The organism is Myxococcus qinghaiensis, from assembly GCF_024198215.1.
GTDB lineage: Bacteria > Myxococcota > Myxococcia > Myxococcales > Myxococcaceae > Myxococcus > Myxococcus qinghaiensis.
On sequence record NZ_JAKCFA010000001.1, the window covers coordinates 141045 to 166118 of the forward strand.

General features: G+C 69.1%; 23 protein-coding genes. 8 read left to right on the plus strand and 15 right to left on the minus strand.

Features of this window, described 5'->3' with window-relative positions; all coding sequences use genetic code 11:
* Nucleotides 1-6: 6 nt before the first annotated feature.
* The 10 genes from LZ199_RS00610 to LZ199_RS00655 all read right to left on the minus strand — a co-directional run bounded on the left by LZ199_RS00610 (nt 7) and on the right by LZ199_RS00655 (nt 10381).
* On the minus strand, nt 7-1656 hold the full coding sequence (locus LZ199_RS00610; RefSeq protein WP_253991664.1) for a hypothetical protein: 1650 nt from the start codon (nt 1654-1656) through the stop codon (nt 7-9).
* The gene (locus tag LZ199_RS00615; protein WP_253991665.1) at nt 1653-2051 is read right to left on the minus strand and encodes a GPW/gp25 family protein; all 399 of its coding nucleotides are present in this window, start codon (nt 2049-2051) and stop codon (nt 1653-1655) included. Before LZ199_RS00615 ends, LZ199_RS00610 begins: the two co-directional genes overlap by 4 nt.
* A gap of 1 nt (nt 2052) precedes the next feature.
* Nucleotides 2053-3303, minus strand: coding sequence for a type VI secretion system baseplate subunit TssK (gene tssK, locus LZ199_RS00620; RefSeq protein ID WP_163865852.1), 1251 nt, complete (start codon nt 3301-3303; stop codon nt 2053-2055).
* Nucleotides 3304-3329: 26 nt separating this feature from the next.
* Nucleotides 3330-3908, minus strand: a complete 579-nt coding sequence (locus LZ199_RS00625; protein WP_253991666.1) for a hypothetical protein — start codon at nt 3906-3908, stop codon at nt 3330-3332.
* A gap of 45 nt (nt 3909-3953) precedes the next feature.
* The gene (gene tssC, locus LZ199_RS00630; RefSeq protein ID WP_253991667.1) at nt 3954-5444 is read right to left on the minus strand and encodes a type VI secretion system contractile sheath large subunit; all 1491 of its coding nucleotides are present in this window, start codon (nt 5442-5444) and stop codon (nt 3954-3956) included.
* Between the two features lie 40 nt (nt 5445-5484).
* The gene (gene tssB / locus LZ199_RS00635) at nt 5485-6096 is read right to left on the minus strand and encodes a type VI secretion system contractile sheath small subunit (protein ID WP_253991668.1); all 612 of its coding nucleotides are present in this window, start codon (nt 6094-6096) and stop codon (nt 5485-5487) included.
* A gap of 65 nt (nt 6097-6161) precedes the next feature.
* Nucleotides 6162-7064 carry a type VI secretion system baseplate subunit TssG gene (locus tag LZ199_RS00640; protein ID WP_253991669.1) on the minus strand — a complete coding sequence of 301 codons (903 nt, stop codon included), beginning with the start codon at nt 7062-7064 and terminating at the stop codon, nt 6162-6164.
* Between the two features lie 4 nt (nt 7065-7068).
* Complete coding sequence (locus LZ199_RS00645; RefSeq protein WP_253991670.1) at nt 7069-8106, minus strand: type VI secretion system protein IglI family protein; 1038 nt, start codon at nt 8104-8106, stop codon at nt 7069-7071.
* Nucleotides 8099-8485 carry a DUF4280 domain-containing protein gene (locus LZ199_RS00650; RefSeq protein WP_253991671.1) on the minus strand — a complete coding sequence of 129 codons (387 nt, stop codon included), beginning with the start codon at nt 8483-8485 and terminating at the stop codon, nt 8099-8101. The genes LZ199_RS00645 and LZ199_RS00650 overlap by 8 nt, the downstream gene beginning before the upstream one ends.
* Before the next feature lie 180 nt (nt 8486-8665).
* Nucleotides 8666-10381, minus strand: a complete 1716-nt coding sequence (locus LZ199_RS00655) for an AMP-binding protein (RefSeq protein ID WP_253991672.1) — start codon at nt 10379-10381, stop codon at nt 8666-8668.
* A gap of 283 nt (nt 10382-10664) precedes the next feature.
* Here LZ199_RS00655 and LZ199_RS00660 point away from each other — a divergent pair, with 283 nt between their 5' ends.
* The 6 genes from LZ199_RS00660 (at nt 10665) to LZ199_RS00685 (ending at nt 17464) form a co-directional block, all read left to right on the plus strand.
* Nucleotides 10665-11831 carry a Re/Si-specific NAD(P)(+) transhydrogenase subunit alpha gene (locus LZ199_RS00660; protein WP_253991673.1) on the plus strand — a complete coding sequence of 389 codons (1167 nt, stop codon included), beginning with the start codon at nt 10665-10667 and terminating at the stop codon, nt 11829-11831.
* A gap of 1 nt (nt 11832) precedes the next feature.
* The gene (locus tag LZ199_RS00665; protein WP_141646315.1) at nt 11833-12126 is read left to right on the plus strand and encodes an NAD(P) transhydrogenase subunit alpha; all 294 of its coding nucleotides are present in this window, start codon (nt 11833-11835) and stop codon (nt 12124-12126) included.
* Nucleotides 12123-13538 carry an NAD(P)(+) transhydrogenase (Re/Si-specific) subunit beta gene (locus LZ199_RS00670; RefSeq protein WP_253991674.1) on the plus strand — a complete coding sequence of 472 codons (1416 nt, stop codon included), beginning with the start codon at nt 12123-12125 and terminating at the stop codon, nt 13536-13538. Before LZ199_RS00665 ends, LZ199_RS00670 begins: the two co-directional genes overlap by 4 nt.
* A 232-nt stretch (nt 13539-13770) precedes the next feature.
* Nucleotides 13771-15465 carry a GYF domain-containing protein gene (locus LZ199_RS00675; RefSeq protein ID WP_253991675.1) on the plus strand — a complete coding sequence of 565 codons (1695 nt, stop codon included), beginning with the start codon at nt 13771-13773 and terminating at the stop codon, nt 15463-15465.
* An 18-nt stretch (nt 15466-15483) separates the two neighbouring features.
* A complete protein-coding gene (locus LZ199_RS00680) occupies nt 15484-15831 on the plus strand; it encodes a DUF1330 domain-containing protein (protein WP_253991676.1) in 348 nt (115 codons plus the stop codon).
* Nucleotides 15832-16051: 220 nt separating this feature from the next.
* Nucleotides 16052-17464 carry a S28 family serine protease gene (locus LZ199_RS00685; RefSeq protein ID WP_253991677.1) on the plus strand — a complete coding sequence of 471 codons (1413 nt, stop codon included), beginning with the start codon at nt 16052-16054 and terminating at the stop codon, nt 17462-17464.
* Here the strand turns inward: LZ199_RS00685 and LZ199_RS00690 are convergent.
* The 5 genes from LZ199_RS00690 to polX all read right to left on the minus strand — a co-directional run bounded on the left by LZ199_RS00690 (nt 17461) and on the right by polX (nt 23647).
* Nucleotides 17461-19569, minus strand: a complete 2109-nt coding sequence (locus LZ199_RS00690; RefSeq protein WP_253991678.1) for a M4 family metallopeptidase — start codon at nt 19567-19569, stop codon at nt 17461-17463. The two genes, LZ199_RS00685 and LZ199_RS00690, sit on opposite strands and share 4 nt — an antisense overlap.
* Before the next feature lie 309 nt (nt 19570-19878).
* The gene (locus LZ199_RS00695) at nt 19879-20517 is read right to left on the minus strand and encodes an RDD family protein (RefSeq protein ID WP_253991679.1); all 639 of its coding nucleotides are present in this window, start codon (nt 20515-20517) and stop codon (nt 19879-19881) included.
* A gap of 22 nt (nt 20518-20539) precedes the next feature.
* On the minus strand, nt 20540-21265 hold the full coding sequence (mrtX, locus tag LZ199_RS00700) for a myxosortase MrtX (protein ID WP_253991680.1): 726 nt from the start codon (nt 21263-21265) through the stop codon (nt 20540-20542).
* Entirely contained in the window at nt 21262-21885 is a 624-nt protein-coding gene (locus tag LZ199_RS00705; protein ID WP_253991681.1) for an MXAN_2756 family trypsin-like serine endoprotease, read from the minus strand. The genes mrtX and LZ199_RS00705 overlap by 4 nt, the downstream gene beginning before the upstream one ends.
* A gap of 19 nt (nt 21886-21904) precedes the next feature.
* The gene (gene polX, locus LZ199_RS00710; protein WP_253991682.1) at nt 21905-23647 is read right to left on the minus strand and encodes a DNA polymerase/3'-5' exonuclease PolX; all 1743 of its coding nucleotides are present in this window, start codon (nt 23645-23647) and stop codon (nt 21905-21907) included.
* Between the two features lie 78 nt (nt 23648-23725).
* On the opposite strand from polX, the gene LZ199_RS00715 reads away from it, so the two are divergent.
* Together LZ199_RS00715 and LZ199_RS00725 are read left to right on the plus strand one after the other, a co-directional pair.
* Complete coding sequence (locus LZ199_RS00715; protein WP_253991683.1) at nt 23726-24043, plus strand: Rieske (2Fe-2S) protein; 318 nt, start codon at nt 23726-23728, stop codon at nt 24041-24043.
* Between the two features lie 380 nt (nt 24044-24423).
* Nucleotides 24424-24921 carry a MogA/MoaB family molybdenum cofactor biosynthesis protein gene (locus LZ199_RS00725; protein ID WP_253992056.1) on the plus strand — a complete coding sequence of 166 codons (498 nt, stop codon included), beginning with the start codon at nt 24424-24426 and terminating at the stop codon, nt 24919-24921.
* Nucleotides 24922-25074 lie beyond the last annotated feature (153 nt).

A 25074-nucleotide genomic window follows, 5' to 3' on the forward strand; every position in this document is an offset into this window, starting at 1 on the left:
GCGCACCTACGCGGGCTCTTCCTTCACCCGGATGGTCAGCGTCCCCTCCTTGATTTCGATGCGGGCCGTGTCCTTGGCGTTGGTCCTCTGCAAGAGGAAGACCGGCTTGCCCTCCGCATAGGAGTGCCGCATGGAGGTGCCGTTTTCGGGCGTCTTGCCCACCAACAGATGCGTGCCCTGGCCGTCCGCGGGCATACGCGCCGTGTCACGCCAGTCCAGGAAGCGCTTGAGCCAGGCCTTCTGGAAGTCCAGCCCCACCAGCACCCGCTCCCCCTTGTAGGCCGGGAAGTAGAAGTGCCCGGGCAGGAGGTTCGGGTTGAAGGGGAGGGTGACGATTTGATTCGCCCAGAGGGGAATCTTGACCTTGTAGCCGTCCTGCGACGTGGCCGAGTCGGTGTACGCCTGCCACGTCTCGTGCGGCTGCTCGCCCGCTTCGCTGACGATGAGACCTTCCACGTAGCGGGGCCAGGTGGGCGGGGAGTACGCGGGCAGCTCCACCCATGTCTCCGCCTGGGGCTCCAGCACGGTGTGCATGGCGAAGTCGAAGCCGGTGTTCTTGGCCAGGTGCTCCGCGTCCGGTGAGGACGCGAGCGCGTCCCCTCGCAACGCGATGGAGCGCACCCGGAACGTCTGCCCGGCGGCCAGTCCCGCGGCGGCCCAGGCCTGCGTCGTGGGCAGCTTCACCAGCATCCCCGGCGTCAGCGCGGTGGCGGGGAAGCGCTTCCACGTCAGGTCGACCTCCATGCCGCGAAGCTTGAGCCGCGCGGTCTCCAGCGTCACCCGTGCGTCGACTTCCGTGGTGATGGGCGTGCGCACGAGCACGTCCTGGCGGATGCCGGTGACGGCGCGCTGCTGGGTGATGGGCCGCGTGGCGGGCCCTTCCGCCACCGCGTTGAGCACATTCACGTCGTGGCGCGCCACCTCGGGGAAGCGCAGCGCCACCCGGTCCATCTCCGGGCCCACCAGCGGCACGGGCGTGCCCGTCGCCGCCTTGGCCGTGGACAGCGAGTACTTCGCCGCCGCGTAGTCGTACGCCAGCACGCCGTTGCGCGTGTCCACGTACCAGACGAGGAAGTCGTAGAAGCTGACGCCTTCCTCCGGCGTGAGGCCCAGGAACAGCTGCGGGCTCGCGGTGTCCAGGCCCGCGCTCCAGTCGTAGTTGAAGGTGATGTGCGAGCCCTTGTGGGCGTCCAGCACGTCCTTCATCGACTTCTGCGTGTACAGGATGCAGGGGAAGTGCTGGCTCCACAGCAGCTGCGCGGCGTCCTGGAACGTCACCCCGTAGCGGCGGTGGAGCAGGGGCGAGCCGGGCTCGGGCGCGGCGGCCATCTCCACCAGGGAGCGCTCGGAGACCAGGCCCTTCACCTTGAGGGACGTGAGCGCCGGCTGCTTCGCCGTATCGGTGTACGTGCCCTTGATTTCGAGCTGGACCTCCATCAGGTCCTGCTCCAGGAACGCGGCCTTGAGCGGGTCCGTCTCCAGGCCTCCCGCGGACGTGTTGTCCGCGAGGTCGAACTCCACGCGGCCCTCGAAGCCCCAGGGCCTCAGCTCCAGCGCGAAGGACTTCACGTCGCCCGCGGGGATGGCGTGCGCGGTGCCGCCCGCCGTCAGGGTGACGGACACCACCAGCCTGTCGTTGAAGCCGCTGGACTTCATGGCTCCTCCTCCACGCGCACGTGGGCACTGAGGGTGTCGAAGCGCAGCTTCAGCTTGCGGCGCTCGCCGGCCACGACTCCCGTGAGGCCGAAGTGCAGCCACAGCCCCGCGTCGCGCCCGCGCAGCGTCAGCTCCACGTCCGACAGGCGCGGCTCGTACCGGGCAATCTCGTCGCGCAGCTCGCCGGTGAGCGACTCCACCAGCTCGCGCGTGCCGTACTTCTCCGTGTACTCGCCCAGGCCGAAGTCGCGGCGGAAGAAGCCGTACCCGGCCTTGGTGTTCAGCACGGCCTCCAGGTTGCGCAGCACGTGCTCCAGCTCATTGGAGCCCTTGCGGCTGGGGGCGCGGCTGTCGCCACGGACGGCGAACTTGTCCAGGAAGGAGGCGCGACCCATGTCAGGACCTGCGCCAGAAGAGGGACACCTGGGCGCCCTGGAGCGCTGGGGTCGCGTAGAAGGCCAGGCCGTCCTCGCGCAGCGCGAACTGCCACTCCTCGCCCTGGGCCAGCTTGTACCAGTCGATCTCCGGGCCCAGCGCGTGCGGGAAGGACGGGTGGGCCACGTACTCGAAGGTGATGCCCTTGAGGGCCATGCGGCGCACCGTGGCCAGGCGCGAGGGCCCCGCCAGCTTCACGCCGTCCATGGGCAGCGGCTCGCCGGCCAGGCGGCGCTGGACGAGCAGGTACAATTCGCCGCTCTCCCGGACCTCGGGCGGCAGCGGGGTGAAGATGAACTGGCCATCGCGCGCATCGAAGGCGCGGTGCGTGGCGCGGGTGGCCTCCGGCTGGAGCGCGCGCGTGAGCAACTCCACCCAGCGGCCGAACCCCTTGCCCGGGGCCTCGTGCTGGTAGGTGGGCAGCGACTTGTCGGGCATCAGCTCAAGATAGCAGCACGCCTCGAAGTACAGGCGGCGCAGCGAATCGAAGAAGACATACGGGTGCGGGGAGACATGGCGGTGCATGTCCTCCAGCAGGGCTTGCAGCCGCTGCACCTCGCACAGCGCGCGGCGGGCATTGCTCAGCCGGTCCGTGCGCAGGTAGCTGTCGGAGAGCCGGGCGATGAGCTGCAGCCGCGACTGCTCCAGGAGCGCCTCCAGCCGCTCCAGCAGGGCCCCGAGGAACGGGTGGGGGCCGACGAGCAGCAGCGGAGGAACCAGGTCCTCCGCCAGCCGCCACACGCCCTCGGTGTCCCTTCGGAAGACGGCCAGGGGGAGCGTGTCCTTCGCTCCGTCCAGGACCGGCTCCGCGGAGAGGCGAAGCCGCCGCATCACCCGCTCCACCACCGGCGGGTCTTCGGCGTACAGCCTCACGCTCTGCGCGTTCGTCGTGTCCCCCATCACATGCAGGTAGACGGTGGCCTCCGCGCGGCCCGTGCCCTCCAGCGAGAAGGGCGGCAGCACCGCGTTGCCGGGCACGTCCACCACGAAGCCAGCCGGTGTCACCGCCGTCATCGTCGAGACGGACAGGCTTCCACCGGCCAGCAACGGCTCGCTCCAGGCCATTGCCGCCACGCCGTAGCCCGGCGTGCCAGACAGCGAGGCGTGGAGGCGGACCTGGGCCTCCAGCGACTCATCCTGGGCCTCGAAATGCTCCGGAAGCAGCGTCTGGCCGACGTGCCACCGGACCCGTGCGAGCTTGAAGGGGGGCATGTTGTGCTCGGTGTGGCGGCGAAGGACTACGCCGTCTCCGTGACGCCCCACTTCTTGACGATGTTCTTCGAGGACGCCGCGGCGACGTTGATGGACTGCTCAATCGTCTTCGGCTTCACGCCAATCTGGAACGTGAAGTTCTTGGGCGACTGCACCTCGCGCGACTCGTTGTCCGCCACCGCGATGTTCAGCCGGTCCCCGTTCTTCTCCAGGATGCCGTTGAGGTCCGCGTCCACGAAGTTGGACTTGAAGTACTTCTTCGCGATGGGGTCGTACTCGTAGATGACGTACTTCATCACCACTTCGATGTTGGAGAACGTGCCCAGCAGCATCGTGGCGATGGACTGCTTGTTCGTCGTGGAGATCTGCGCGGAGAGGTACAGCGCGTCGGTGGCGCCCGTCTCCCACAGGTAGCTGCTCAGCACGCCCACGCACTTGGTGGCCAGCGTCTTGTCCGGCTGCTCCGGGTCGTAGATGGTCTCCTGGTCCGCCGCCAGCGCGATGCCGCCCACGGTGATGGAGGTGATGAAGCCCACGGGGGTCTGCTTGTCCTTCTTGAAGTTGAAGCCCTGATAGACGTCCAGGTCACGTGCGAACTGAGGCATGACTCACTCCTGAATGGTTGGGGGTTTGAGTACAGCGAAGCGGAACTAGCCGAGCCGGGACTCGAGCATCAGCTCCACGTTGAGGCCTTCGAACTGGATGTGCGGCAGGACGGCGACCTTGCAGTCGTACCAGCCGATTTCCCCAGTGCGCTGCTCCACCACCACGCTGGTGGCCTTGAACGGGAACCGGCGGACCGTGAGGTCATCCGGGCTGGCCACCGTCGTGACGTAGCCCGCCAGCCACGCGTCGAGCTGACGCTGGATGTAGGGCGCATCGGCGGTGCTGCCGATGTTGTCGCGCATGATGCACTTCACGTAGTGCGCCAGGCGGGTGATGGAGAACGTGTAGGCCAGGTTGGTGACGAGCTGCGAGTTCTCGGAGTCCTTCGGGTCCTTGAAGCGCTTGGCGACCTTCGCGGACTGGGTGCTGAAGAACGTCGCCTCGCTGGAGCCCTTCTTGTACACGAGCGGCATGAAGCCGCACCGCGCGAACTCGAACTCGCGGAAGTCCGGGATGGCGATCTCCACGGGCGCCTTGAGCTCCTCCTGGCCACGCAGGAAGAACGTGTCCACCGGAAGTCCGGTGAGCAGACCGCCGCCCTTGGGGCCGCGGATGGACTGGCACCAGCCGGAGTTCTCGAACGCCTTCACCATGTTGCGGGCGAAGAGGATGGACGAGTTGCCCCAGAGGTACTTGTTGGAGTCACCCTGCGAATCCTCCGTGAAGTGGAGGTCGTCGCAGGGGTTCTTGTCCGGATGCCAGGGCAGGCGCAGCACGTAGCGGGGGAACGTCAGGCCCAGGTACGCGGCCTCCTCGCTGTTGCGCAGCTCGTTCCACTTGCCGTAGCGCGGGTGGGCGAGCGCGCCCTCCAGGTCCTTGATGGCCTCCATCTCCTCGACCTTGTCGCAGCCGAAGAACTTGGGGCTGACCGCGGCGATGAAGGGGCAGTGCGACGCGTTGGCCACCTTGCCCATCTGCGTCAGCCACTTGATGTCGCCCGGCGTGGAGGAGAACTCGTACAGGCCAATCATGGCGCCGAAGGGCTGGCCGCCGTACTGGTCGTACTCCTGGATGTAGACCTTGTTGAACAGCGACCCGGCGAACACGTCCGCGGAGTTGTTCTCGAAGTCCTGACCCAGCTCGTCCTGCGCGGCGTCCAGCAGGTCGATGGCGACGTTCGCCTTGAAGTTGGTGTTGGAGACCAGGTCCTCCAGGCCCCGCCACGCCGACTCCATCTTCTGGAAGCGCTCGTGGTGGAGGATTTCGTTCATCTGGTCGTTGATCATCGCGTCGATGCGGTCGACGACGGCCAGCACCTGGCCCTTGTCGAAGCGCAGCGCGTCGCCCGAGTCCGTCGTCGCCGGCGGCACGTTCTGCACGAGCGCGGCGAGCGAGGACATGAAGCGCGCCTCGATGGTGACTTCCTTCTCATCGAGAGCGGGGACGAACTTCTCGGAGATCATCGGCTTGGCGTCCACGGGACGCTCCAGCCGCACGCTCTTGAACAACCCGGGCAGAATAGAGGTTTCAGCCATGACGGTTACCTTTGTGGAAATGGTGTGGACGTGAGCGGGATTACGAGGTCACGGTGGCGTTCGCGGGGACGGTGGCCGGCGCGGTCGCGGTCGCGGTGGTCGCCGCGGCGCCGGTGGTGGCGGGCGAGGCGTTCGCGGGAATCGCCTTGGGCAGCTTCAGCGACTCGTAGTCCTTGAGCTCCGCGAGGACGGCCTTGAGGGCCTCCTTGTTGGAGAACAGCTCGTAGACCATGTTGCGCAGCGCCTTCTGGTTGTCGATGCTGGACTGCATCTCCAACAGCAGCTTCTTGAGCAGCTGCAGCGCCTTGAGCTTGGGGACGTGGTTGACGATTTCGTCCGGGTGGAACGACTTCATCTTGGTGATGGGCAGCTCGACGTTGAGGTCGGCTTCCACGTCCGGGTTGATGCGGTTGGGCACCTGGAAGTTCACGGACATCTTCATGTCCGCCATCAGCTCGTTCAGGTTGCGTCCGTTGACCGAGCGCAGCTTGCGCGCGTCGAGGTCCACCTTCCGGTCCTCGGAGGAGCCGAGCGAGAAGTCTCCCAGCATCAGCATGCGCAGCGGCAGGTCGACCGCCTCCTGCTCGCCATTGATGGTGGTCCGGTACGTGAGCGTGATGCGCGACTTGGGCAGTTGTTCCTGGATTGACATGGCTACGTTACTCCCTCGGGTGGAAGGCCTTTCTGCGACCCGGCGGGACGCGCCGGGGTCCTGCGTCACTGCGGAGGCGGTGAGGTCGGCGTGGTGTCACCGGAGAACAGGACCACCTGACGCGACTGCTCGGGTCCGCCGATGATGGGCTCGTAGCCCAGGTGACTGGTGTCCTCGACGCGGGCGTGGCCGTGCTGGTCTTTGATGACCAGCACCACGGTGAGGAACACCGGTGTATCGATGAGGTGGGGCAACACGCGCGAGCGCAGCCGGCGTCGCGCTTCAATGGCCCATGCAGTGCCGGTGCCACTGAAGGACTCGCTCATGTGCAGCCAGGCCTCCAGGCCGCCGGTGGGCACGGTGGCGAAGCCGCCCATGGAGGTGCCGTCGCCCAGGGCCGCGCCGCCCAGCTGGATTCCGCGCGTGTCGATGCGCTGGCGGCGGGTGGCGCGACGCACGCGGACCTCCGCCTCCGGGTACGCGTGGGCGAACAGCCAGTGCAGCGTGGAGGGGCAGGCGGGGCGAAGCAGGCGCAGGCGGTGCGCGGCGGAGCCCTCCCAGCCCGGCAGGAGCGAGCTGTCGCGCTCCGGGAAGAGGCCGGCGAAGCGCGCGCGCAGGAGCAGGTGGTCGAAGTAACCGAGGAAGCTCTCCATCGTGTCGTGGTCCAGCGACTCCATCGCCTTGAGGAAGAAGGAGGGCAGGGGCGACTGGACGCTGAGCAGACCCAGGTTGACGGTGATGATGGCGCGGCGCGGGTTGCGGACGAACTCCACGGAGTGGATGAGCTGGGGGGCGTGGACGGTGCCGCGGTGGCTGCGCAGCTCCAGGTCATCCGGGCCGTAGCCCTCCTTGGAGAGCAGCTCCAGCAGCGCGGGGATGTCGAACTCGTGGGCGCGCTCGCTGATGCGCGCTTCGATGGAGGGCGCTCCGAGGGCCGGGGTGGAGGAGGTGGGCGTGATGTCGTGCATGGCGTCAGTCCTCCTCTCCGGAGTTCAGCGGGGGCTGGCCGAGGAACGCGTCCAGGTCCACCCGGTAGAGCTGCTCCAGCGCGCGCATGGGCAGCGAGTCGGCCTCTTGCAGGAATGGCTCCAAGCCGCGCGCGTGTCCGCTCAGGCCGGCGTAGAAGCGGGTGAAGAGCGAGGGCAGGTACACGCGCGGGTCGAACCGCTCCACGGTGGCCAGCACGTCCGCGGCAATCACGCCCGCCTTGGTCATCTCGCCTTGCGCGAGCAGCGCGTCGAACGCCTCCAGCTTGCGCAGCAGCAGCGCGAGCGGCGGGGCGACGGGCACGGTGGGCCCGGCGGGCCTTGCGGGCGCGGCTGGCTCGGCGCGGGGCGCGGCCTTCTGTGCGGGCGCGTCGGCGCGAGAGGGCGCGGGCTCAGGCTCGGCGCCCGGCTGGGGTGCGAGCGCGAGCGCGGGCGGCGCGGGCGCGGGGAGGAACTCCAGGTGCCGCCTCAGCCAGAGGCTGAGGTTGCGCATCGGCTCCTCGCAGCCGTTCTTGGGGAGGGAGGGCAGCTCGGCGAGGATGGGCTCGGAGAGCGCCAGGGCTTCTTCGATGGGCGCGCGGTTGTCGGCCTCGCACCAGCGCCGCCACGTGGCCTCCTGCTTCTTCTCGTTGTGCGCCAGGTGCTTGTTCATCGACCGGAGCAGCCAACGCAGCCCGCTCTCCAGGAAGATGTCGCGCTTGGCCACCGGGCCGAACGCGGCACGGCTGGTGGTGAGGACCAGGAGGATGGAGCGGAAGAGCCCCGGCATCGCCAGCAGGCCCTGCTCCTGGAACGCCCCGAAGAGGTAGGCGCCGACGAGCCGCGTGTCGCGCTGTCCCTCGCGCAGCAGGGCCTCCGCGCCGCGAGCCGCGGTGGCGTAGTCGCCGCTGGCGACGGCCTCCGTGACGGCCTCCACGCGGGTGTCGGGCTCGTCGGCGGTCGCCGCGCGGGGAGGCTCACCCTCCAGGGGCGTCTCCAGGAAGGTGCCGTCGAAGGGCGCCAGGTTGAGGGCCGCGTCAGCCATCGATGACCTTCATCTGTCCGGGGGAGACGACCTGGATGACGCCGCCGTACGAGCACATCAGCTTGGAGTTGCTCTCCAGCGCGGGCGCGTTGCCGAGCATCAGCTTGGGGCAGCCGGGCACCCACGGCGCCGCGGTGGCGGGGATGCAGGGCATGGGGGTGAGGACACCGAGCGCCGCCGCCGTGGCCGCGGCCACCATGGGGTTGGCCAGCGACTGGCACATCCCGAACGGGAGGATGTTCACCAGGGGCTTGTTGTCGAGGACGTTCGCCGCGGGCGTCGGGCCGACCACCTTGTTGGTGGGCAGCACGACCAGCGACGACGGGGCGACGCCGAAACTGCACTGCAGCATCGCTCCCATGACGACCTGGGCTCCCATGCGAGCACCTCGTGCGTCGTGGGTTCCGGGATGGAACGTCTGACGCGGAGTCACGCCATTGCGCGGCGCGTGCCAGCGTTCGATTCCACCCGCTTCCCCCTGGAGCGGGAGGAGGAAGGGGGGCCGGGTCGGCCAGGACGCGTCGCCAGGGAACGCGGGCGCGTCCGGCGCGTACGCGCGCTAGCGGGAGCGCTCGTCGTCGCCGGGGCCCCGGACGCTCTCGCGAGCACGGCCCCTCAGCGCGGTGAGGGCCTGGAACACGGGGTCCGAGGACTTCTGGTGGAGCGCGCCGGTGAGGTACTGGGAGCGGCACCAGTCCTCATTGAGCTGTCCGTCCTTCGTCCTATGGGGAAGGAGCGGGAACAGCTCGATGCGGTCCGGGAGGTGCTCGGCGCCCAGGCGCAGCTCCAGCCGGCGGCGTATCTCCAGGCGACGGTTGCCCGCCTCCTGCGTGAAGCGCTCCGCGTCCTCGGCGCCAGTGAAGACGAGCAGGACGTGAGGTGTGTGCTGCACACTGCCACCCGACGCGGCGGTGCTGACGCAGGCTCCCTGGCAGAAGGGCAGGTCGGCGAGCGCCTCCACGACCTCGGCCGCGGCGTAGATGCGGCCGTCGCGGCGCACGTCGCGCGTTCCCGCATACAGGAATTGCTCGCGCTGGCGCGTGAGGATGACGTGGCCCGGGGGCCGGTCCTTGTCCGGCAGCGCGGTGAAGACGCCCACGTCGCCCGCGGCCTCCTGCCCGCTCAGGTTGAGGTCCTTCAGCGTCCAGGCGCGTCCCGGCGCGGGGGCGATGGCCGCGTTCAGCTCTCCGACGCGGCGGGGCGACGCGAGCACCACGCCGCCCTCCGAGGCGTCGATGAGCACCAGCGAGTGGGGCACCTTGGTCAGCTCCGACTGTCGCACCCACTCCCGCCAGGCCTCCCAGTCATGGAGGGCATCGACGGAGCGGAACCAGTGCCCCACGCCCTTGAGCGGCCCGGCGCGGACGCGGGTCAGCACGTCCCGGAGCGCGGGAGAGACGCCGAGCGCTCGCGGAGGATGCTCGAGGAGCAGGCCAGGGGTGCGCTCCAGGTCCGCGGGCTCCAGATGGACGAAGGTGGCGCCCCGCAGCAGCGAGGCGAAGAGGAGCGCGGGCTGGTGCTGGAGGAAGTGGAGGCCCGGCGCGGCGAGCACGTCGCCCGAGGCCAGGCCGAAGGCGAGCAGGCCGTCGCACAGCGCCCCGGTCCACGCGCGCTCGGCGCTGAGGGGCACGGGGGTGTCCGGCGGGTCGACGCGCGGCGAGAAGAGCAGGGCCACCGTATCGGCGGGGCGGTACGTGTGCGAGGCGAAGGAGGGCGCCGCGTCTCCCTTGGAGCGCAGCAGGAGCTTCTCGAAGCCCTTGATGAGCGGCGCCTGATGGGCCTCCGCGGAGATGTGCTGGGGCTCCAGCTTGGCGAGCCTGCGCGACAGGAAGAGGGGGCCGGTGGGGGGCAGGACGCTGATGCACGCGCCCAGCTTCAGCGAGGCCATGAGCGAGACGAGCAGCTCCTGCCCCAGCGGATGGACGAGGGCGACCTTCGCGCCCGGCTTGACGCCCTGGGCGGCCCACTCGGTGGCGCGGCGGGATGCACGCTCGCCCAGCTCGCGGTAGCCCAGGGCCTGCCAGCCTCGCGTGGCGTCCCAGGCGCGGAAGGCGGGTGCGGTGGAGTCGGCGTGGCGGACGACCAGGTCATGGAAGAAGTCATGGTGCTGGCCCGGGCGGCTCTTCGGCGCGGGGCCGCCGCGTCCCGCGTGGTGGGTGGCGAGCGCGGCGATGAAGCCCTCGGAGTCACTCCAGCTCTCCCGCAGCCAGGTGGGGAGCGCCCCGTCGGAGGCGGCGTCGGTGGGGCGGAGGATTTCCCGGAGGTCGAAGGGCATGGTGGCTTTCTCTCGCGGAGTCTATCCGACGGGGGGACGGGTGCGTCCGCCTCCGACAGCAAGAGTCGGGCCGGTAGGAGCCCGGACGCTCGCGGGCCGGCCGGGTGGGACGATGTCGGGGCTCCAGGCTTCGGGCTCAAACGCTCCAGGCGCCGGGCTCGGTGGAAACCACTACGTCGACGCCAATCACTTGCACGGTCAACACTCATGACGCGGGTGTGCTTGACATGGATTGCAAAGGCTTTCGTTGGCTGGGATTGAATTGGGTGGAGGGGATGGGCCTATGCTGGCCCGCATGATCATCGCCATTCCCCGTGAAACGGTGCCGGGCGAAAGGCGGATCGCGCTCGTGGCGGAGAGCGTGAAACGCCTCGTCGGCAAGAAGCACGAAGTGGTGGTCGAAAGCGGTGCGGGCCAGGGCGCGGAGTGTTCCGACGACGAGCTGCGGGCCGCGGGTGCCCGCGTCGAGTCGAGCGTCGAGGCCCTCTACGCCGCCGCGGACCTGCTGCTCAAGATTCAGCCGCCGGATGAGACGGAGCTGGGCCGGCTCAAGGCGGACTCGGTGCTGGTGAGCCTGGCGTATCCGCTGGCGAATCCGGCGCTGGCGCGCGAGCTGGCGAAGCGGCGGGTGACGCTGCTGGCCACGGACATGATTCCGCGCACGACGCTGGCGCAGATGATGGATGTGCTCAGCTCGCAGGCGACGATTGCCGGCTATCGCGCGGTGTTGCTGGCGGCGGAGGCGCTGCCCCGGCTGTTCCCCATGTTGATGACGGCGGCGGGCACCATCCCTCCCGCGAAGGTGCTGGTGCTGGGGGCGGGTGTGGCGGGCCTCCAGGCCATCGCCACGGCGCGACGGCTGGGCGCGGTGGTGGAGGCGTATGACGTGCGCAAGGTGGTGAAGGAGCAGGTGGAGAGCCTGGGCGCGCGCTTCGTCAACATCGACATCGCGGACGCGGCGGGCTCCGGCGGCTACGCGAAGGAGCTGGGCGAGGAGGCGAAGCGCAAGCAGGCGGAGGTGCTGGCGACGCACGTGGCGAAGTCGGACGTCGTCATCACCACGGCGCTGGTGCCGGGGCGGCGCGCGCCGGTGCTCCTGCCCGCGGACATGGTGCGGCGGATGAAGAGCGGCTCGGTGGTGGTGGACATCGCGGCGGAGCAGGGCGGCAACTGTGAGCTGACGCGCGCGGGGGAGCGCTACCGCACGGAGACGGGCGTCACTGTCATCGGCGAGCGCAACCTGCCCAGCCAGGTGTCGGTGCATGCCAGCTCCATGTACTCGCGCAACATGGAGAAGCTGCTCGCGCACGTCACCGACAAGGACGGCGTGCTCAAGCTGGATGTCGCGGATGAAATCGTGAAGGGGATGCTCATCACCCGGGGCGGGGATGTGGTGCACCCGGCCGTCGCGGACATGGCCATGGCGGACCTGGCCAGGAGAGAGGGCTGACATGTCGCTGACGCTCATTTTCGGCCTCTACGTCTTCTTCCTGGCGGCCTTCACGGGCTACCAGGTCATCTCCAAGGTGCCGCACCTCCTGCACACGCCGCTGATGGCCTTCACCAACGCCATCTCCGGCATCTCCCTGGTGGGCTCGCTGCTCGCGGCGGGTGGGCACTACGGGACGGTGTCCACGATGCTCGGCGCGGTGGCGGTGCTGGCCGCCACCATCAACGTCGTGGGCGGCTTCCTCATCACCGACCGCATGCTTCGGATGTTCAAGAAGAAGGGCGGCGCGCGATGACCCTGTCCCTCACGGAGACGTTCGTCCAACTGCTGTACCTGGGCGCCTCCATCCTCTTCGTGCTCGGCCTGAAGGACCTGGGCGACGCGCAGACGGCCCGGCGGGGTGTGCTGCTGGCGGAGATTGGCATGGTGGCCGCCGTCGCCGGCACGCTGCTGTACGGCGTGGGCGTGACGCAGGTCATCGTGCGGTGGGAGTGGATTGTCGTGGCGCTGCTCATCGGCTCCGCGGTGGGCACGGGCATGGGCTTGTGGATTCCCATGACGAAGATGCCCGAGCGCATCGCGCTCTCGCATGCCTTCGGTGGCCTGGCGGTGGGGCTCGTCGGCGTCGTCGAGTACCTGCAGCACGGCGGCCCCAACATGAGCACGCTGCAAATCACCGCCACGGGCCTGGAGGTGGCGCTCGGCGCGCTGACCTTCACCGGCAGCATCATGGCCTTCGGCAAGCTCCAGGGCTTCATCACCGGCCGGCCCGTCACGTACCCGGGGCAGAACATCTCCAACATGCTGATGATTGTCGGCACGCTGGGGTTGATTGGCCTGCTCGTCTATTCACCCGACGCGTCGTGGGCCTTCTACTCCGTCGCGACGCTGGGCGTGCTGCTTGGCGTGTTGCTGGTGCTGCCCATCGGCGGCGCGGACATGCCCGTGGTCATCTGTCTGCTCAACTCCTATGCGGGCCTGGCGGCGGCGGCCACGGGCTTCGCGCTGGGCAACAACGTCCTCATCATCTGCGGCGCGCTGGACGGCTTCTCCGGCTTCCTCTTGGGCATGATGATGTCCAAGGCGATGAACCGCTCGTTCGCCAACGTGCTCTTCGGTGCGTTCGGCGCGGCGCCGGAGGCCAAGGCCGTCACGGAGGGCGCGGCGCCGTCGGGGCCCGCTCCCAACGTGGGGAGCGTGGAGGAGGCCGCCGAGGTGCTGCGCGCGGCCCGCTCCGTCATCGTCGTCCCGGGCTACGGCATGGCCGTGTCGCAGGCGCAGCACGCGGTGCGGGACCTGGCCAACATCCTCCAGGCCAACGGCTGCGACGTGCGCTACGCCATCCACCCGGTGGCCGGACGGATGCCGGGGCACATGAACGTGCTGCTGGCGGAGGCCAACGTCCCGTATGACCACCTGTATGATTTGGACGTCATCAACGACGACTTCACCGCCACGGACGTCGCGCTGGTGGTGGGCGCCAATGACGTCGTCAATCCAGCGGCGCGCTCCAACCAGAGCAGCCCCATCTACGGCATGCCCATCCTCTCCGCGGACATGGCGAAGACGTGCGTGGTGCTCAAGCGCTCGCTCAACCCGGGCTTCGCCGGCATCGAGAACGAGCTCTTCGTCCGCTCCAACACAATGATGGTGCTGGGGGACGCGAAGAAGACGCTGATGCAGTTCACCGCCGCCCTGAAGGAATAGAGCGACTCTGACCCAGGCGCGGTTGAAGGCATTTCACCGCATTCGTGCGTCCATGTGAGGAGGTGTGCCGATTTATCCGGAATGAGGATGGAGAATTCCATCTGGAATCCTCATTGAGTGTGGATCCTGGCCACCTTCGCGCAGAGACTCTCCGTTGACGAAATCGCCCATCGGCATTCCATTGAGGGATTCACACGGAGCCTGGGCGGGGGCGGAATCAAGGAGCTGGCGAATGGTCGGCGACTCACGGGAAGGAAAGGGCCTGCCGGAGGACGTTCCGGGGGGCACGACGGAGCCTGAAGGCGGAGGCACCCCCGTGTTCGGTGGCGTGTCCGAGGCGGAGCTGGACGTCTTCGTCAGCAAGCTGCGCACGGACAAGAACCCACGGGTGCCGAAGGCGGCGTCACGCGCTCGCGGCGACGTGCATGGAGAGCGGCTGCACAAGGGCGTGCGTCGCTCGCTCGTGTCGTCCGTGGTGGAAGAGGAGCCCGCGCCGACGCCGGTCCCCACCGAGAAGCACGCCTGGTTCATCGTGCTGGGCGCCAAGCCCGTGGGGCCCTTCGACGCGGAGGCCCTCAAGGCGCCCTGGGAGCGCGGCGAACTGGGGCCTGACTCGCTGTGCTGGCGCGTGGGCTTCGAGGCGTGGCAGCCGGTGGGACAGGTTCCGGAGCTGATCCAATCGCTGTCGCCGCTCCCCCTGGCGTTGGAGCTCAGCGCCGCCGTGGACGAAGCCCTGTCGGCCGCCTTCGCCGAGGGGCCCGAACTGCCCGCGAGCATGGCGGCGACCGCAGCGGAGTCCTCGGGCATCCCCGCATGGGCCGTCGAGGCCTCCCCTCGGGCTGCGTCCAGTGCGCCCGCGGACGTCGTGGGAAAGCATGCGGTGCTCGCGGACGTCAGCGAGGTCTCCGAGCAGGTGGAGGCCCGCACTCGCGTGGGCGGCTGGTGGTTCACGTTGGCCGGTGGTGTCGCGGGCGGAGTGACTGTCGCGCTCGTGATGGGATTGTTCGGACGCTGGGATGGCGCCTCGGCGCTGCTCGCCCGGATGAATGTCGCGGAGCTGTTCAAGCCCGCACCGACGGAAGTCGTGGCCGCGCCCGTCGTGGCCGTGGTGAGCACGCCGCCTGTCGAAGCCGTGGTCGCCGCGCCAGTGCCCGCCGAGGCCGTGGCCGCGACTCCCGCGCCGCTGGGGGGCGCCGTCGCTCCCGTGGCGGTGACGGCGGCCCCGCTCCTGCCGACGCCGCCGGTGGTCGCCCAGGCCCGTCCTTCGCTCGCGGGCGTCGCCGCCGTGGAGCGGGGTGGCGCGGTGCCGGTGCTGGCCGTGGCGGGCGGAGGGCTCGCGACGTCCGTGAGGGCGAGCGCGGCTTCGTCCAGCCAGGAGCGGGACGTCGAGGCCGCGCCAGGTGTCGGCGCTGTGTCGCCTCGCGTGCCCGAGGTCAAGCTCGCTTCCGGAGCGCGGCCCGTGGCGCCGCCGCCCGTGCCCGCGGTGGAGCCCGCGCGCGCCGTTCCCGCGCCGGCGGGCTCGGATGACGACCTGGGGCTCGACGAGGACTTCGCGCGGGAGCTGTCGGGGCCCGCGGCGGGCTCGCGTTCGCGCGACGAGGCGCCGTCCGTCTACATCCCGCCCGTGGCGCCCATCCAGAATCCGCGCGTGTCGCTGGCGCAGTCGGATGTGTTCGAGGTGGTGCTCGCCAACAAGGGCGAAGTCACGGCGTGCGCCGACGTGAAGCCGCGCCCGGTGGACGCGGGGGCTCGCGTGGTGGTGCGCTGGTCCATCCTCCCGAGCGGAGAGGTGTCCGAGGTCGTGACCGAGACGGGCTCGCTGCGAGGCACGCCGTTCGCGCGCTGCATCGAGGCCAAGGTCGGCGCCTGGGTCTTCCCCAAGCACCAGGAGCAGGGAGGCCCCGTGCGCTTCCCCTTCGTGTTCTGAGCCACGTCAGGAGCGCCCATGCCTGCCTACGTCGTCGTCGAAGTCTCGGTGCATGACGTGCAGACCTACGAGCGCTACAAACAGCTCGCGCCGCCCTCCATCGCCCACTACGGAGGCCGCTACCTGGTCCGGGGTGGGGCGACCGAGGCGCTCGAGGGCTCGTGGCAGCCGCCGCGCTTCGTCCTGCTGGAGTTCCCCTCCGTCGAGCAGGCGCGCGCGTGGTGGTCCTCTCCTGAGTACGCCGCCGCGAAGGCGCTGCGTCACGTGAGCGCGCACACGATGATGTTGTTGATGGACGGGGTGCCACAGGATGACCGGCGCCCGGTCGCCTCGGTGGTCACCAGCGCCGAGTCCTCGGCGCCCTGAGCGCGAGCCCCGCGCACCGGGCTCACCAGCGCCGAGTCCGCGGTGCCCTGGGCCCGAGCCCCGCGCACCGGGCTCGCCAGCGTCGAGTCCTGGGCGCCCTGGGCGCGCGCGCCGGGACCGGTCAGAGATGTCGCGCGAATCGGAGTAGCCTCGCCGCCACACGCCGGGCTGCCGTGCTCGCATGTCGCAGGCGGTGGTGCCCGGCCGGAACGGGAGCGCCATGTCTTTCGCCGAGCCCCTCTCGCGTCGCGGGCGTCTCGCCTGCGTGCTGCTGCTGTACCTCCTGACGGCCTGTGACGACGGGGAGTCTCCGCCGACGGAGGAGGACCTCCTCGCGCGGCTGGCCGCCATTCCGGGCCTCACGGTGCGCGAGGAGCCGGCGGGGGCGCAACTGCCGGGCCATCGCTTCTTCGTCATGGAGTTCGAGCAGCCGGTGGACCATGCGCGTCCGGACGGCCAGCGCTTCCGGCAGCGCCTGACGCTCCTGCACGTCTCGAGCGCGAGCCCCATGGTGCTCTACTCGGGCGGCTACTTCGTCTCCACGGAGCCTTCGCGTCGCGAGCCCACCCAGATGCTCGGCGCCAACCAGCTCTCCGTGGAGCACCGCTACTTCGGCCCAAGCCGCCCCGTACCCACCGACTGGAGCCAGCTCACCATCCGGCAGTCCGCGGACGACTTCCACCGCATCGTCGAGGCCTTCAAGCCGCTGTATCCCACCCGCTGGCTCTCCACGGGCGCGAGCAAGGGCGGCGAGACGATGGTGTTCTTCCGCCGCTTCCATCCCCAGGACGTGGACGCGACGGTGGCCTACGTGGCGCCCCTGGCCCGCTTCGACGATGAGCGGTTCATCACCTTCCAGGAGGCCGTAAGCGAGGCGTCCTGCCGCGAGCGGCTGAAGGCCTTCCAGCGCGCGGCCCTGTCGCGGCGCGCGGCCCTGCTGCCGCTGATGGATGCGCGGGCCCTCCAGCGCGGCCTCACCTTCGAGCACCTCGGCCGGGAGCGCGCCTTCGAGCATGCCGTCATCGAGCACTATTTCTACTTCTGGCAGTACGACGGCCTCTCCCGCTGCGGCACCGTGCCCGAGCCCTCCGCCAGCGACGCCGCGCTCATGGACGAACTGGACGGGCGCATGGGGCTCGACTTCTTCTCCGACGCGGACGTGGAGGACTACGGCCCGTATCACTACCAGGCCGCGGTGGAGCTGGGCTTCCCCAGTCCCTTCGAGAACCACCTGGCGGACGTGCTCCAGTACCCGGGCACCGACGTGCCGGCGCAGTACGTCCCGAGCGGGGTGAGCACCGTCTTCCGTCCGGAGGCGATGCCGGACATCCAGCGCTGGGTCGCCACGGAAGGCGAGCGGCTGATGTTCATCTACGGCGGCCATGACCCGTGGACCGCGGCCGCGGTCGAACTGGGCAACGCTCGCGAGGCCGTGCTCTACACGGTGGCGGGGGGCAATCACGGCGCGCGGATATCGCAGCTGCCGGAGGCCGAACGCGACGAGGCCCGGGAGCTCTTGCGCCAGTGGGCTGGCGTGAGTTCCCAGGCCTCGGGACTGCAATCACAGTCGTGGCGGCTGGATCCGGAGGGCGAGGAGTTCGGTCCCCGCCCTCGGCCCCGCCATCAGCGTTAGTTCACGCCGACGGCGGTCCAGCTCTCCTTGACCTTCGCCACCTCGGCGGAGTCCGCGCCGTACAGGTCCGTGGCCGCGGTGATGGTCGCGGCGCGGGCCTGGGCGAACGTGGTGTTCGGCGTCATGTAGTGGGCCAGGGCGCGGTAGTAGATCTTCAGGCCCTTGTCCATGCCGATGCCGTCCTTCACCTCGAGCTTGGACGTGCTGTTCGTGCCGCCGTTCGCCAGCAGGTAGAAGGCGTTGTTGGCGATGCCGCTGGAGCCGTGGACTTCCGTCTGCTTCGGGTAGTCCTTGTAGTTGTCGATGGAGTACCCGTCCTTCTTCGGGTCGTTCATGTAACGGAGGCCGTCCTCGTTGGAGCCGTTCGTCGGCGTCCAGGCCGTCTCGCCCACCGTCCAGTTGAACTTCACGTCCGGGTTCTTCGTGGACGCGTACCACTCCACGCCCGCGCCCATGATGTCGCTGAACGCCTCGTTCAGACCACCGGACTCGTTGCGGTAGATGAGGCCGGCGGTGCGCTCCGTCAGGCCGTGGGTGATTTCGTGGCCGGCGATGTCCAGCGCGGTGAGCGGGCCGGACGTCTTGCCGTCGCCGTCGCCGTAGCTCATCTTCGTGCCGTCCCAGAACGCGTTGACGTAGTTGGTGCGCACGTGGACGAAGGAGTTGAGCGCCTCACCCGCGCCGTCGATGGAGTCGCGGCCCAGGACGTCCTTGTAGAAGTCGTAGGTCATCGCGGCGCCGTAGTGCGCGTCCACGGCCGCCTTGGTGCGCGGACCGTCGGAGGCCTCGCCCCAGACGTTGTTGTCGTCGGTCATCTGCGTCTTGCCCGACGCCGTCGTCTTGTTCATCGCGTCGTAGGTGTTCACGCCCTTGCCGCGCGTGCTGTCCTCGAGCGTGTACTTGCCATCCGCGCCCTTCGTGGTCTCCAGGGCCACCTTGCCGCTGTACAGCGACGTGTCGTCCACCGTCTTGTTCGTGGGCGGCTCCTCGACGGGGGGCTTGGTCTCCGTCGGGGTGACGCTCACGCCCCAGCCGTTCAGCGTGCCCTTGTCCAGCCGGGCCTTGTCCTCGACGGTCAGCGTCCACTCGCCCTTGGCGCTCTCACCGGCGAACGCGCTCAGGTCGAACGAGCCCTTCACGTCGTCCGTGCTCCCGCCCTTGCGGTCGTGCACCACGGCGCTCGTGCCGGAGGGGCTGGTCAGCGTGACCTTCAGGTCGCCCTTGAACGTGTGGGCGATGTCCAGGTCCAGCTTCAGCTTGTCGATGGTCACGTCCTTGTCGAAGGCGAGCTTCGACGTGACGGTGCCCTGGTCGACGATCTCCGCCTTCGTGGTGGACGTCGCGGTGATGGGCTCCGGAGCCGCCGCGCCCTTGGGGGCCGCGCGGTTCGAGCCGTAGAACCCGCCAATCTCGTTGAAGGACTCGAAGATCTTCCCGGTGTTCGCATCCACCAGGTAGTTCATCTTCTGGGGGCGGTCCTGGCCTTCGATCGCCTGCATCTGCACGCGGTACGCGGAGTGGTACTGGCCGGCCTTGTCCTGGTAGATGACCCGCTCGGCGTTCGGCTGCTTGTCCGGCTTGAGGCCGAACTCCTTGCGCGCGATGTCGATGGCGGACTGCGTGTTCAGCTTGGGCAGCTCGCGGCCCAGGCCGGCCGGCACCGTGGACTGCTCGCCAGTGACGCCCGTCACCTGGCCGTCCTTGTTCAGGTGGGAGATGATCTGCTCACCGAAGACCTTCACGCCCTCGTGAACGCGGTCCAGGCGGACGTGCGTCATGCCGAGCGCGTCGCGCTCGACGTTGGCGGGAACGAACGTGGTGGGCTGGGGCAGCAGCGTCTGCGCGCCCTTCAGCGGGTTGATGTGGTTCAGCGAGGCCTGCACGGCCTGCTGCGCCTCGGGGCTGGTCAGCGCAATCCGGCCAGGACCAGCGGGGGCCTGGGTCAGCGTCTTCTCCGCACGCGCCAGCTCCGTGGGACGCGCCGAGGGGCCGAAGCCGTCCTTGGTGGTCAGCGGGGTGGCGGCCTTCGCCGTGTTCTTCGGCTGGGTCTCGGTGGTTGCGGGACGGACGCTGACAGGCTTGGTGTCGACTCGACGGATGGTCATTCGAAGCTCATTGACAGCGGGGGATGTGAAGATTGTCGCGCTGACGTCACATGGAGTTTCGGATCTGCGTGCTGCGACGCGCCATCCCCGCTTTCTCCGCTTATTTTTGCCAGTGTTTCAGTGATTCCGGCCCTTTTGTGAGACTGGACGTATGTCTCATTCTTCTGAGGGTGGAATTCGGGCAGGACCTTTACTGGAGTCCAGGGTGACTCCTGTCGCAGCGGACGAGAATTATCGGTGAATTATCCCGGCATTTTTCCACCCGCCCAGGGGAAGGGAATAACGGGTTTCCCGGGAGCTGGGGTGGAATCAACCCCGGTAGGACGGGGTGCCGCCGCGCTCGTGCTCGGGGACCTGGATGACCTGGGTGTCCGCCAGGTAGTCGTGGATGCAGCGCCGGTCGTCCCGGAAGATGCAGATGGCGTCGGCAAGGCCAAACACGCACAGCACCTGGTTCAGGAAGCTGGGGAGCAGGTTGCGCAAGAAGATGATTCGCGCGAGTGAAACATGGCTTCCGTCCATCCTCACCACGCGGATGTGGCGCCAGCGCTTGCCCAGGCTCTGTCCGTTCTGCCCGGAGAGGTAGAGCTGCACGAGGCACAGCACGAGCGAGCCGAGGAGTCCGAACAGCACGAAGCCGAACGAGACGAACTCCTCGTCCGTCGGCTCGCTGGTGAGCGCCAACATGACGAGTCCCGCGATGAAGGGGACGAAGACGACGAAGGAGTCCACCAGGTTGGCGAGGAAGCGGTCTTCCCGGGAGGCTAGAGGTGGAAGGGCCCTCTCCGCGCAGGCGCCGCAGTAGCGCCGCCCGTCGCGCGCCCACTGCAGGCAGAGGTGGCACGCGAAGGTGCCACAGCGCTGACACGCGGCGGTGGCCACGGTGTCGGGGTGGAGGGCACAGCGGGCGTCGAGCGAGGCGCTCGTGGCGGGGTCCAACGAAGACATGACGGCTCCAGGCGAGGCTCCGTCAGGGCCCGCCGAAGAACGACACCTCTAGCACTCGGATGAAGAGGTTGCAGGCCGCGTGGAACAGCGCGGCGCCCACGACGGTGCCGGTGCGCTCGCGCATCCAGCCGAACAGCAGGGCGGGGAAGAACACGGACAGGCGCCACGCCTGGAAGATGGCCAGGTGCCCCAGGGCGAAGAGCACCGCCGTCACCCAGAAGGCGGGCCCCAGCCGGGCGCCCAGGAACTTGCGGCCCTGGGGCCAGGCGTCCCGCAGGCGCGTCTGGACGAAGCCCCGGTAGAAGAACTCCTCGGGCAGGGCCACGACGAAGAGCTGATCCACCACCCACTCCCCGAAGCGCGGCGGCAGCCGGAGGCGGAAGTGGACCTCGCCTCCCAGCGGCGTGAGGTATCGCGCGAGCGTCTCCGGCAGGTGCGGCAGGAGCTCCGCGAAGCCGGCGAAGGCCAGGAAGAAGAGCGGGCCCACCACGGCGGAGAGCACGAGGAACAGGCGCACGTCCTCGCGCCAGGCGCGCAGGGACAGGCCGTAGTCGCGGTAGTCCTCGTCGCGCCAGCGCATGGGGACGAGCGGCAGGTAGAGGAAGCCCACTGTCGCCACGAGCTTGGGGACGCTGGTGCCGCCGAAGATGAGGAACGCGGCGATGATGCCCGCGAAGCCCAGGGCCCACAGGCCCACGGCTTCCTGCACGGCGTTGGGACGCCAGGGAGTCGCCACCGTCTGATTCATGGCTCGTTCGAGGAGGCGAGGGTGAGCTTCACCTCGCCCAGGGGGAGCACCCTGCAGCCGCGTCGGGTGCGCTGCACCACCACCGCCACCACCCGTCCATCCGAGTCGAACAGGGGACTGCCGGGGGGCAGGGCGAGGGGGACGTCATAGAAGGGGGCCGGCGCGCGCGTGGCCTGGGCGGCCTCCGGCTTCGCGGGACGGTTCCGGGCGCCGGGCACCACGCCCACGACCCAGCGCCCCTCCAGGCTGTCGCCTTCCTTGAGGAGCCGCACGGGCACCGCGGGGTAGGTGCCGTCCGGAGCGGCGACGACGGCGACCTTCAGCGCCACGTTGGCAAGCAGCACGCGCGCGGGCAGGGCCTGGCCTTCGTGCTCCACGGTGGCGACATTGAGGCCCACATACTCCAGGCCCACGGGCTCCATGGAGGTGAGCACCTGTCCGGCGGAGCCCACGAAGACGCCCGGGCTGGCGCGGCGGGGGCCATTGACCGTCACCACCGAGCGGCTGTGCTGCTCCATCACCCGCTGGAGGTCGGCGCGCGAGGGCTTGCCCGGGTCCGCGGAGGAGGCGGGCAGGGTGACGAGGCACAGTGCGAGGGCGAGCGGTGACAGGCGGGACATCGGCGCGCGCCGGAGCCTATCACCGCCCGGCGCGCAGCGCGGCGAGGAAGCGTTCCGCCGGCAGCGTGTTCAACACGTCCTGCTTTCGCGCCCAGCCGCGCCGGGCGGTGGACACCGCATAGGCCAGGTTGCCCAGGTCCTCCTGGCGGTGCGCGTCGCAGCTCACCACCAATTTCACGCCGAGCTGCGTGGCCTTCCGGACGTACTCGGCCTTGATGTCCAGCCGTGCGGGCTTGCCGTTGATCTCCACCGCCACGCCGCGCTTCGCGGCGTGCTCCAGGACGTCCTCCATCCGGAGCGGATAGGGCTCGCGGCTCTGGAGGAGCCGGCCCGTGGGGTGTCCGAGGATGTGCAGGTACGGGTTGTCCAGCGCGGTGAGCACCCGGCGCGTCATCTGCTCCTCGTCCATGCTGTGCCGCACGTGGATGGAGGCGATGACGACCTCGAGCTGCTCCAGCACCTGGTCTTCATAGTCGAGCGCGCCGGACTCCAGGATGTCCACCTCGATGCCCTTGAGCAGCCGCATGCCAGGCACTGCCTCGTTGACGCGGTCGATCTCCTCCCACTGGCGCTTGAGCGCGTCCACCTTGAGTCCGCCCGCGTAGATGGCCGCTTCGCTGTGCTCGGTGATGGTGAGGTACTTCAGCCCCATCGCCTTCGCGGCGCGCGCCATCTCCTCCAGGGAGTTGCGTCCGTCGGACCAGGTGGTGTGCGCGTGGACGGCGCCCTGGACGTCCTCCATCGTGACCAGGTCCGTGGGCAGCGTGCCGGCGCGGGCGGCCTCCACCTCGCCGTTGTCCTCGCGCAGCTCCGGCGGCACGAACTGCATGTCGAGCAGCGCGTAGAGCGCCGCCTCGTCCTTCACGGGGAGCTTGGTGCCGTCGTCGCGGTGCACGCCCCACTCCGAGATCTTCATGCCCCGCTCGTGGCCCAGGTTGCGCAGGCGGATGTGGTGGGCCTTGGAGCCGGTGAAGTGATGGAGGGCGGTGGCGAAGTCCTCGTCCGGTAGCACGCGCAGGTCCACCTGGAGGTCTCCGGCCTCCATGCGCACGGAGCACTTGCTGTCGCCCTTGCCCAGCACGGTGGCGACACCGGGGGAGGTGGCCAGCGCGTCCAGCACGGGCCCGGCGTCGGGGGCCGAGGCGATGATGTCCACGTCCGACACCGTCTCCGCGCGGCGGCGCACGCTGCCACCCAGGCTGGCGCGCACCACGCCGGGCGAGGCGCGCACGCGCTCCAGGAGGGCCTCTGCGAGGGGGAGGACGTCCCCCAGGAGCTTGCGCTCGCCGCGAGCGCGCCTGAACAGGGCGATGCCCTCCAGGATCTTCGCCTCGCTCTTCGCGCCGAAGCCCTTGAGCTCGCGCACGCGGCCCTCGCGGCAGGCCGCTTCCAGCTCCTCGACGGAGCCGATGCCCAGCTCCTTCCAGAGCGTGGCCACCTTGCGGGGGCCGATGTCCGGCAGCTTCATCAGCTCCAGCAGGCCCGGGGGGAACTTCGCGCGCAGGTCCTCGAAGTAGGTCATCCGTCCGGTGGTCACCAGCTCGGAGATCTTCTCGGCGAGCGCGGGGCCGATGCCTGGGAGGCTCTCCAGGCGTCCTTCCGAGACGATGGCGCCCAGGTCCTGGGTGAGGCCGAGGATGCGGTCGGCCCCCATGTCGTAGGCGCGAGAGCGGAAGCCGTTCTCGCCCTGGAGCTGGAGCAGCAGGGAGATGTCCCGGAGGACCTGGGCAACGGTGGCTTTGTCGACGATGGGAGCGGTCACGGCGGGAGTCACGCGGAGGAAGGTAATGCCCGGGGAACGGGGATGCAGGCCGCTCCTCGTTGTGGGAAAAGGACGGCGATGACGAAGATCAAGCTCGGACCGGCGGACTTCGCCGAAAAGGAAATGCGCGGCTACGAAGTGGGCAAGCGCAACGTCTGCATCGCGAAGATTCACGGCCGATACAAGGGCCTTGATGATTGGTGCAACCACGCGGGCTGCCTGCTGTCCGGAGGTCGCATCGAGGACAACCTCGTCGTCTGCCCGTGTCATGAGGTCGGCTTCGACATGGACACGGGCCGCAACGAGACCTCCCCGGGGGTCTGTGACGACCAGCCGACAGTGACGGTCGAGGTGCAGGACGGCTCCCTCGTCGTCGACCTCCCCGACAATTCCTGAAGCGCCAGACGCAACGGAGTCCTGACATGGCACACGACGGACACGACCACGACCCCCGTCATGGCGACGGCCAAGGGCATGACCATGGCCACGAGCCCGGGCATGACCATGGCGAAGTGCGCACTCATGCACACAAGCACGAGCACGGGCACAGCCATCCTCATGAGCACGAGGACGGGCATACCCACGCGCACGAGCACACCCATGCGCACGAGCACCCTCACACGCATGAGCACGGCCACACGCACGAGCGCGGGGGCGACTCCCACGGCCACGAGCACGGGGGCCACGGGCATGACCACGAGCACTCGCATGGGGGCCACTCCCACGGCCACGAGCACTCGCACGGGGGCCACTCACAGGGGGCCCCCGAGGGGAACGTGCCTCAGGAGCACAAGTCGCGCGCGCCCGTTCACGTCAGTGCCTTCGTCGTGACGTGCTCGGACAGCCGTGACGCCTCGCGTGATGCGAGCGGCAAGGTGCTCCGCGAGGGACTGGAGGCCGCGGGCCACGGCATCGCCGGTTACATCGTCGTGAAGGATGACCCGGAGGCCATCCGCGCCGCGGTGGCGGAGGCCCAGGCGGCGGGCGCTCGAGCCATCCTCTTCACCGGGGGCACCGGCATCGGCCGGCGCGACACCACCGTGGAGACGCTGCGGGCTTTGTTTGAGAAGGAACTGCCCGGCTTCGGAGAGCTGTTCCGCATGCTGTCATTCCGCCAGATTGGCAGCCCCGCGATGATGTCCCGGGCGACCGCAGGCACGTATCAAGGAATGATAATTTTCGCGCTCCCGGGTTCTCCGCAGGCCGCGCGACTGGCGCTGGACGCGCTCATCCTCCCGGAACTCGGCCACGCGGTGCGGGAACTCACTCGATAATCAACATCCGGGAATTCAGCCGTTTGGCCGTTGATACTGCTTTTCTGTATTGGGGCTGGTTTGAGGATTGACCCGCAGGCAACGTTTACGCAGAGTAGTCAACATTCGCTGCTCTGTCGCGAATAGGTTTGCAGGTCGTTCCCCACAAAGCAG